5 protein-coding genes are annotated in these 9,280 nt (G+C 64.5%); 2 read left to right on the top strand and 3 right to left on the bottom strand.

Annotated elements, in window-relative coordinates; all coding sequences use genetic code 11:
• Positions 1-379 precede the first annotated feature (379 nt).
• Positions 380-2,305: an alpha-L-fucosidase gene (locus LN450_RS07785; protein WP_039417785.1), complete on the top strand. Its 1,926-nt coding sequence runs from the start codon at positions 380-382 to the stop codon at positions 2,303-2,305.
• Between the two features lie 164 nt (positions 2,306-2,469).
• Positions 2,470-2,823: a hypothetical protein gene (locus LN450_RS07780; protein ID WP_039417787.1), complete on the top strand. Its 354-nt coding sequence runs from the start codon at positions 2,470-2,472 to the stop codon at positions 2,821-2,823.
• A gap of 237 nt (positions 2,824-3,060) precedes the next feature.
• On the opposite strand, the gene galA is transcribed toward LN450_RS07780, so the two are convergent.
• The 3 genes from galA to LN450_RS07765 form a co-directional block, all read right to left on the bottom strand.
• Positions 3,061-5,625, bottom strand: a complete 2,565-nt coding sequence (galA, locus tag LN450_RS07775; RefSeq protein WP_011346803.1) for a beta-galactosidase GalA — start codon at positions 5,623-5,625, stop codon at positions 3,061-3,063.
• Positions 5,622-6,833, bottom strand: coding sequence for a glycoside hydrolase family 53 protein (locus LN450_RS07770; RefSeq protein ID WP_011346804.1), 1,212 nt, complete (start codon positions 6,831-6,833; stop codon positions 5,622-5,624). Before LN450_RS07770 ends, galA begins: the two co-directional genes overlap by 4 nt.
• Positions 6,834-7,017: 184 nt before the next feature.
• On the bottom strand, positions 7,018-9,280 hold a 2,263-nt coding region (locus LN450_RS07765), incomplete at its 5' end, for a TonB-dependent receptor (RefSeq protein WP_228892735.1).

Below are 9,280 nucleotides of genomic sequence, written 5' to 3'. Positions count from 1 at the left end.
CCTGTGGACTTCCCGCAAATCAGTACCGGTCAAGATCAGACCTCTACGGTCAATGTTGATGACAAAACTTGGCAGGTGTTGGCACGCCGACGCTGTCGTGTGGTCCTTATTGGTTGTCGTCGGCCAGCCACTGTTCGTTCTGTTCGCGGAACTTGCTTCGCGTACGCAAGATGCGGCCATGCGAGCACCAACAACGCAGCGTGCGGCGCGGCCATCAGTCGTCAAACGGCGCTTGCTCGACTTGCTTGGCACGTTATTCGGCGCTCGTCGCGCAAATGCCTGCGTGTGCGCGGCGCATTGCACACACCGGCTGTTGTTTTGGGACTCTTCGCCGTCGGAAAAGCTAAGATCGAAACTTGTGCAAAGTCGGAAGTCGCCAATGATCGATCGTCGTACCTTTCTTGCCACGGGTGTGGTGGCCGCTGCCAGCTTCGGCGCGTCGGCAGCCCGCATCGCGCAGACGCCGCGTGCCAGCGGGCCGGCGCCGTGGGGTGCGGTGCCCAGCCCGCGCCAGCTGCGCTGGCATCGGTGGGAGCAATATGCCTTCGTGCATTTTGCGATGAACACCTTCACCGACAAGGAATGGGGCTACGGCGACGAGGATCCGCGCAAATTCGATCCCAGCGATTTTTCAGCCGACCAGATCGTCGCTGCTGCGAAGGCCGGCAATCTGAAAGGGCTTATTTTCACTGCCAAGCATCACGATGGATTCTGTCTTTGGCCGACACGCCTGACCGAGCATTGCATCCGCAATTCGCCCTACAAAGACGGCAAGGGTGACATCGTCGGCGAGATGGCCGCGGCGTGTCGACGCGCTGGCCTGGCCTTCGGTATCTATTTGTCTCCCTGGGATCGCAACCACGCCGAATATGGCCGCCCTGGCTATCTGGACTATTTCCGCAAGCAGATCGTCGAACTCTGCACAGGCTACGGGGATCTGTTCGAGTTCTGGTTCGACGGCGCCAATGGCGGCGATGGTTATTACGGTGGGGCGCGCGAATCGCGCAAGATCGATGCGCCTGCGTACTACAACTGGCCGCGGATGATCGAGCTGGTGCATCGGCATCAGCCTATGGCATGTACCTTCGATCCGCTTGGCGCCGATATCCGGTGGGGCGGCAACGAAGATGGCATTGCCGGCGATCCGTCCTGGCCGACCATGCCCAATGCGCCGTACACGCAGGAAAACGGCAATTCCGGCGTGCGCGGAGGGGCGTTGTGGTGGCCGGCCGAAACCAATACGTCGATCCGTCCGGGCTGGTTCTATCACGCCGACGAAGACGGCAAGGTGCGGAGCCCGGAGAATCTGGTGCGCTATTTCGACACCTCGGTGGCGCGCGGTACCAACATGAACCTGAACCTGCCGCCCGACCGGCGCGGCCGCATCCCCGACCACGACGTGGCGGTGCTGCAGAGTTTCGGCGACGCGATCCGCGCCAGCTTCGCCATCGACCTGGCCAAGGGCGCCAAGGCCAGCGCCAGCGCCTCGCGCGGTGCCGGGTTCGAGCCGGCGCGCGTACTCGATCGCCAGCCGGACAGCTACTGGTCCACGCCGGACGAGGTCACCACGCCGACGCTGACGCTGGAACTGTCGAGCGCGCACAGCTTCGACCTGATCCGGTTGCGCGAGTATCTGCCGCTGGGCGTGCGCGTTACCCGCTTCGCGGTCGAAGCCGAGGTCGATGGGCAGTGGCGGCGGCTGGCCGAGGCGCAGTGCATCGGTGCCCAGCGGATCGTGCGTCTGGAGCGCCCGATCGCCGCACGCCGGGTGCGCCTGGTCGTGCTCGAGGCGCCGGTCTGCCCGGCGATCAGCGAATTGGCCCTGTTCCGCGCCGTTGCGCCGGTGCCGGTCGCACGTCCGATGGCGACAGCGCCGGATGTGCTGTCCACCGCCGGCTGGCGCATCGTCGAGGCGAGCGCGCCAGGGGCGGAGACGTTGCTCGACGACGATGCCAGCACGATCTGGATCACGCCCGCACCGACGCCGGGCCATCCCATGCAGGTAACCATCGACCTCGGCGGCTCGCGTCAGGTTGCCGGGTTCAGCCTCACGCCCTCGCGCGCAGTGATGACCGGTGCTGCGCCGCCGAAGGGCTATCGCGCCGAGACCAGCGAAGATGGCCAGCACTGGCAGCCAGCGGGCGCCGGCGAGCTCTCCAACATCGCCTATGCGCTCTCGACCCAGCGACTGAATTTCCCCGGAGTCCGCCAGATCCGCTATCTGCGGCTGTCGTTCGCGGAAACGGCCGTTCCCGCCGAGCGGCTGGCGATCGCAGGGATCGGCGCGTTCTCACGCTTGCGATGAGCACGTGCGCTCCCGCGCGGTTGTGCGCCGCGTGGGAGGGGACGCTGAGTGGCACAGTTTCGTGCGTTGAGCGAGGTCAAGCGAAGCGATGCAGAGGGCGCTGGCCGCAGTCGCACCACGCGGTGACCTGGATCTTCAACCTGCCTTGCACGCCGCCGTTCCAGATCAGGCGCTATGGTGCGCGGCGCATTACGCAAGCGAGCTGGCTGGATATGCAACAGAAACAACACGAGTGCATGCAGGCCGTGACCGAGGCGCTCAGCGATCTGCTGGCCGCGCGCGTGGCCCAGGCCACGCTGCTGGAGGCGATGCTGGTCTCGCATCCGGATCCGGTCATGCTCAGGAAGGCGTGGGATGAACTGTCGTCCCAGCGCATCGCCTATGTGGCGCAGAAGAAGGCGCTGGCCGACGACCCGCGTCCGATGGATGCCCAGACCTTGGAGCAATTCCGCGCGTGGGAAGAAAAACTCAACCGCTATTTTCCGCGCGACCCGGCTGCCGGAAGTGCGCAGACCTGAGGTTGCCGGTATCACGCGAACGGTCGCGAGCTGACCGGTCAGCACTGCCGACGATGTTCTGGCCGCGGCCAACGCCCGCATGCGATCTTTCTACCTGGGATCACCTGCTCGGCCATCCCCGTCAGCACACATACCGATGGATGGCCTTCGACTCGCGTATGGCATCGCGACGCTACCGAGGCCGCCACTGGCCCAGGTAACGCAGCACGTTCCGTTGCCGTACGCAGCGACTGCGTTTCAAGCCACCGACGCGCGCGATCGCGTGGGCTCGGCAGGCAGGCGCAACGTGGATGCGGTCAGCCCAGGCGCGGTCGCCTGCAGCACGATGTCGCCGCTGCTGCGCGTGGTTTGCAGCAGCGCCGCACACAGGCCGTTGAACGCCTTGCGCCGCGGCGCCTTGTCGTCTTCGTGGCTGCTGGGGTCGCCATTGCCGACCCCAATCGGCCGTGCAGGTCCGCGCAGCGCGAACTGCACCAGGTTGTCGGCAGTCGGTACCAGGCGGCCTTGTGCGTCGACGATTTCCACCTTGACCACTGCGACGTCTTCGGCATCGGCACGCAGCGCGTTGCGATCGCAACTCAAGCGAATCGCCGCCGGCTTGCCCGTGGTTTGGCGACGCTCGCTCAGCACCAGCTTGCCGCCGCGATAGCCGCGCGCTTCGATCATGCCGGGCGCATAGACCACACGCCATTGGACATGGCCGTAAGCCGGTACTTGCTGCAAGCCCTGGCTGATGCCGTTGACCAGCAGTTCCACCGCCTCGAGATTGCTGTGGCACCAGACCGCGATGCGGCCGTTGTCGTCGGGCTGCAGCAAGCCGTCCCAGTTCCAGTGCGGGAACAGATGCAGTACCGGTTCGCTGGTCCACTGCGCGCGGTAGTGCCAGTAGTTGTCTTTCGGAAAACCGCAGCTATCGAGTACGCCGAATTGCGAAGCCACATTCGGCCAGCGGTTGTAGGGCGTGGGCTCGCCGCGATAGTCGAAACCGGTCCAGATGAAGCCGCCGGCAATGTACGGGCGTTGCGCGACATAGCTCCACCAGGCTTCGGCGGTGCTGGCCCACCAGGGGTGGTCCAGGTCGTAGGCACGGGTATGGCCGCGTTGGTCGTCGCGCTGATAGTTGCCGCGCACTGACACGGTGCTGCCGGTTTCGCTGCCGTAGATCGGGATGTGGGGATATTGCGCATGGAAGCCATCCATCTGGCTGGTGCGGTAGTTGAAGCCGACCACATCCACCACCTGGCCCACGCCATCACCGAAGCCCTTGTCCATCGCGAAGGTGGTGGGGCGGGTGGGGTCGAGCTGGCGCACGCGTTGTTGCATGCGGGTCACGATGCGTGCACCGCGCTCGGTCACTTGCTGCGGCTCTTCGTTGCCGAGCGACCACAGGATGACGCTGGGATGATTGCGGCCACGCCGCACCATCGTTTCCAGTTCGCCCATCGCTTCGGGGTCGGTCGACATGCGGCGGGTTTCTTCGATCACCAACATGCCGAGGCGGTCGCACAGCGCGAGCAATTCCGGCGTGGCCGGATTATGCGAGCTGCGATACGCGTTGCAGCCCATCGACTTGAGCTGGCGCAGGCGCCAGGCGTGCAAGGCGTCCGGAATGGCGGTGCCGACACCGGCATGATCCTGGGGATTGTTGGTGCCATGCAGCTTGAGCGGTGCGCCGTTCAACAGGAAACCGCGTTGCGCATCGAAGGCGATGCTGCGCACGCCGAACGGCGTCACCAGCGCATCGAGCGCGGTGCCGTCGCTGTGCACGCTGGTGGTCAGGCTGTAGAGCTGCGGGGTGTCGATCGACCACAGCGCCGCCTGCCCGAGCGGCAGGGTCTGTTCGACCACCTGCACCTGGCCGGGCGCGACCGTGATCGCTGCGCTGGCCGCCTGCGCCACGGTGCGTCCATCCGGTGCGGCAATGCGCGCCTGCACCACGCACTGGCGTGGCGCGGTGCCGTCGTTGCGCACTTCGGTGGAGAGCTGCGCAGTGGCGTTGCCGTCCTGCACGCTGCCGCGTACGAACACACCGTCTTGCGGAATGTGGAGGGGGTCGGTCTTCTGTAGCCACACATGCCGGTAGATGCCGGCGCCTTCGTAAAACCAGCCTTCGCCCAGCGTGGCATCCACGCGGATGGCGATGATGTTGGGCTTGCCGTAGTCGAGCACTTCGCTGAGGTCGACCTCGAAGCCGCAGTAGCCGCTCGCGTGACGGCCGACGATGTGGCCATTGCAGAACACGATGCACTCACGGAACACGCCATCCAACACCAGGCTGATGCGCTTGCCCAGATCGCTTGCCGGAATCTGCAGCGTGCGCCGGTACCAGCCCACGCTGTTCTCCGGGAAACTCGTGCCCAGCGGCTTGTAGCCGTGTGCAGCGGCCGGGTCTTCCTCGGTCATGAAGGCCGAGATCGGCTCCTGCCGAAATGGCAAACCGACGGCCCAGTCGTGCGGCAAGTCCACCTGCTGCCAGGCGCTGTCGTCGAATGCCAGTTGCGCGGCGGTCGCGGTGTCCTTGCCGGCCTTGGCGAAGGTGCGTTGGAAGGTGCCGAATTCGAAATCGCGCGGTGCATCGCTGGCATGGCCCAGGTGGAAGCGCCAACCGAAGTCGAACAGCAGACGCTCCCGCGGCGCCAGTGCTGCATCGCCTAATGCCGCTGTCGATACGGTGTTTTTGGCCGCAGGTGCAGCCGTCGCGCCAGGCGATGCCAAAGTGCCGGCTGCGCCCATCGGCAGTGCGGCGCTTACCCCACTGGCCAGCATGCCGCGCAGCAACTCGCGTCGATTGATACCACTCATGGCTGCGTCCTTTTGCCGGCATCTACAGAACTCTCTGGCGCGCTCGCATCATGCTTGCCCGCGTCGGATGCACGCGATGCAGGCACACCGGTATACGGGTGGCGCATGAAGTCGATCGCCGGCAACACCTCGTTGCCGTGCTTGAAGTCGAAGAAGCTGGCGTTTTCCCACGACGAGCCGGTGCCCCAACGCGTTTTGCAATGGCTGCTGGTCCATGCCGGCTCCCAATACACCACGCCGGCGCCGCCGGTATCGATGACCAGTTGGGTGAGGTCCACCATGTAGCGCGCCTGGCCTTGCGGCGTGGCCGGGTAGCCGGCAATCAGCGAATCCTCGCCGAGCAGATTGTGCGAGGTGTCGCCGGAGTCCAGCGTCCACGGGTACGCGGTTTCCACTACCACCACATCGGCATCGTAGCGGCCGCGCAAACGCCTGATGGTCTTGCCCAGCTCGGCCATCGATTGCGTGGACCATTTACGGTAGTAGCTGATGCCGATCAGATCGAAATCGGTGACGCCGGCCTTGGTGGCGTCGGCGAACCACGGCTCCACATTTTCCGGCTGGGCGATATGCAGCATCACCCGCGGTTTGATCGCCGAGCGTACGCTCATGTCGCGCACCGCCTTGATGCCGGCGTTGAACAGCTTGGCATTGCGCTGCCAGTTGATGGGGCGTTTTTTGTCCCAGGGCGTGCTGTCCATCAGGTCGGAATTGCTTTCGTTGCCCACTTGCACGAGCTCGGGCATCAGACCGGCACGGTCGAGCGCGCTGAGCGTGTCATAGGTGAAGCCGTACAGCGTGCGTGCCAGTTCATCGGTGTCGGCGATGCTGGCCCAGGCCTTGGGGATCAATTGCTTTTCGCCGTCGGCCCAATCGTCGGAGTAGTGCAGATCCAGCAGCACCTGCATGCCTTGCGCGCGTGCACGTGCAATGGTCTTCTTGACGTCCGCCAGGTCGCTGTAGCGGGTCCAGCGCGCATCGTTCCACAAGCGTACGCGCACCAGATTGGCCCCGTGCGCATGGAACAGTTCGAACGGATCTTTGACCACGCCGTTCTCGCGGTATTGCACACCGCATTCTTCCATCTCGTTGACGTAGGACAGGTCCGCGCCGAGATACAACGTGGCCGGAGCCGGGGCGGCGTGTGCGAAGGTGGAAATGGCCAGCGCCAGGAGCGCGGGTGTCCAGAGACGGCGTGGTGAGCGCATGCAATTCCTCGACAGAGACAACGTGGAGCGGGTGACAGCATGCCGCAGGCGGCCGTGCTGCTGCACGGCCGCTGTGCAGAGTCCAAACGTGGCTTGCAGATTGGATTCCACCTAGTAGCTGCGGTGTTATGCAGGTGCAATCAGATCGGCTGCGCAGCAGCATGTGCAGCCGATCAAGCGACGCCTAGAACTTGTAGGTTGCTTCCAACTGGTAACGGCGACCGAATACCTGGTAGCCGCCATCGTCCTGATTGGCCAGCCGGTTGGGCTTGTTGTCGGTATAGGCGCGCAACGGCTCGTGGGTGAGATTGCTGGCCTGGAAACGGAAGCCGAGCTGCTTGCTGTACTGCCAGTTCAAGCTCAGATCCACCGTGCCTTCGCTTTGCAGGCGCGCCAGCCGTGCGGCATTCCAGCCGTACACCACCGTGTAGGGGCTGTGGTACTTGTAGCCCACGCGCGCTTCGAAGGTGCCGTTGCTGTACCACAGGTCGAAGGTGCCGGTCTTGCGTGCCAGCCCGCTCAACGGCAGCGGGTTGTCTTCCGGCGAGAATTCCTTGAGGTTGGAATCGACCAGCGAATAGTTCGAGTAGACGCCGAAGTTTTCCATGTGCGGGATGAAGTAGAACGGCGTCTGGAAGGTGAGCTCCACGCCATTGATGTAGCCGCCACCGCCATTGAACGGCGCGCTGACCAGGTAATCCAGGCCGTTGATCGTTTCGCGGTCGGTGCGGTAGCCGATGCTCGAATCCACTTCCTTGCGATACACCGCCAGGGCGGCGAGCGCTTCGGTGTGGAAGTACCACTCGTAAGAGACATCGACCTGGGTGGCCTTGAACGGGTCCAGCTGCGGGTTGCCGCCGCTGCCGGTGAGCTGGCCAACGGTCACGCTGGGGTCGTCCAGACGGCGGCCGGTGCGCAGTTCGTCCAGCGGCGGACGTGCGATGACCTTGGCCACTGCAAAGCGCAGGATGCGCTGGTCGTCGATCAGGAAATTGAGCGTGGCACTGGGCAGCACGTCGGTGTATTCCTTGCTGCCGGTGCTGGGCTGGATGGTGCTGCCGACCGAATCGAAACCCTCGCTGGTGGTCCTGGTGTTGACCAGGCGCACGCCGACATTGCCGGTGACATCGGTGCCGAACAGTTGCGAGCTGAAGACAGCTTTGGCGAAGGCTTCGCGCACGTCTTCCTTGACGTTCCAATGGTCGAGCAGTTGTTCGTCGAGCGTGTTCGGATCGAACCCGCCAAAGCCGATGCGTGCGATCTCGGCCATGTTGCCGCCGGTCAGCGTGGGCACGTTCAAGTCGGGCATGGTGACCGGGTAGATCAGGTCCTGATACGCCGAGATCGGCTGATCGTAGCCGGACTGGTTGCTGAGAAAGCGACGGTTCTGTTTTTCGCGACGCGCGGCGCGTGCGCCCAGTTCCAGCGACGTGAACGGGCCGGCATCCACGGCGCGGCTGGCGTTGAGTGCCAGCGCAGCAATCTTGTCGCGCAGCGCCTGCGGCTCGGTCTGCCCGGCAATGCCGTATTCGGGAGTGTCCGAGCTGGTGCTGATGGTGGGGGTGACGCTGCGACGGAAATCGAACGAGATGGTGTCCGGGTTGCTGCCGAAACGCACCGCCTGCCAGGTGTTGTCGCGCTTGGCCTGCGAAAACGACAGGTCGCTGCCCAAGGTCCATACATCGCCGCTCCACTTGGCGTTCAAACCGCCGGCGGTGAGTGTCTTGACCTCGTTGTAGTGGCTGACCACATGGTCGACCTGCAGGTTCGAATTGGCCAGCGTGCCGGCCACCACATCGCCATCGACGATGGTGTAGGACGAGCCCGGCGTGGTGTATGGATTGGTGCTGCCGGAGAAGGTGCTGAAGGCCAGCCCGTTGAACCAGTTCTGCAACTGGTCTTCGTCGATTTCGATGCGCGAATACAGGCCGTCGAACTTCAACTCGAAATTGCCCGAGCGCCACTGCACGGTGCCCATCGCGCCGGTGCGGGTTTGGTCGATCAGCTTGAGCTGGTCGGCCGCGCCCCACGGGGTCGGGTCCACGGTGCCGTCGCCATCCACATCGCGCGAGGTGGTGGCATCGGTATAGCCCCAGCTGCCGATCGACGAGCTGGCGTTCTTCTGCTTCTGGTAGGTGGCGCCGAAGGCGACCGCCAGGTTGTCGTTGAGCTTGTGCACCCAGCTGGCGCCGAAGCGGCTGCCCCACGGGCTGTAGCCGTGCACATCCTTGGCGTGGTCGTAGAACACCGGGCCAGCGGTGCCGACGAATCCCGGGCCGGTGTAGTCGAGCGGGCTGATGGTGGAGATGTCCACGGTGGCGGCAAGACCGCCGGCGACCAGATCCGCCGACTGGGTCTTGTAGACCTTGACGGTGGAGACGATCTCGGTGGGGAACACCTCCCAACGCACTGCGCGGTTGGGCTCGGACGAGGCGATTTCGCGCCCG

Source organism: Xanthomonas euvesicatoria pv. euvesicatoria, assembly GCF_020880415.1.
GTDB lineage: Bacteria > Pseudomonadota > Gammaproteobacteria > Xanthomonadales > Xanthomonadaceae > Xanthomonas > Xanthomonas euvesicatoria.
The sequence above is the reverse complement of the archived record's forward strand: the minus strand, read 5'-3'. Positions and strand labels throughout refer to the sequence as shown.

Coding starts and splice junctions, on each gene's coding strand:
- galA (WP_011346803.1), bottom strand. CDS start 5,625: ATGAGTGGTATCAATCGACGCGAGTTGCTGCGCGGCATGCTGGCCAGT.
- LN450_RS07770 (WP_011346804.1), bottom strand. CDS start 6,833: ATGCGCTCACCACGCCGTCTCTGGACACCCGCGCTCCTGGCGCTGGCC.
- LN450_RS07785 (WP_039417785.1), top strand. CDS start 380: ATGATCGATCGTCGTACCTTTCTTGCCACGGGTGTGGTGGCCGCTGCC.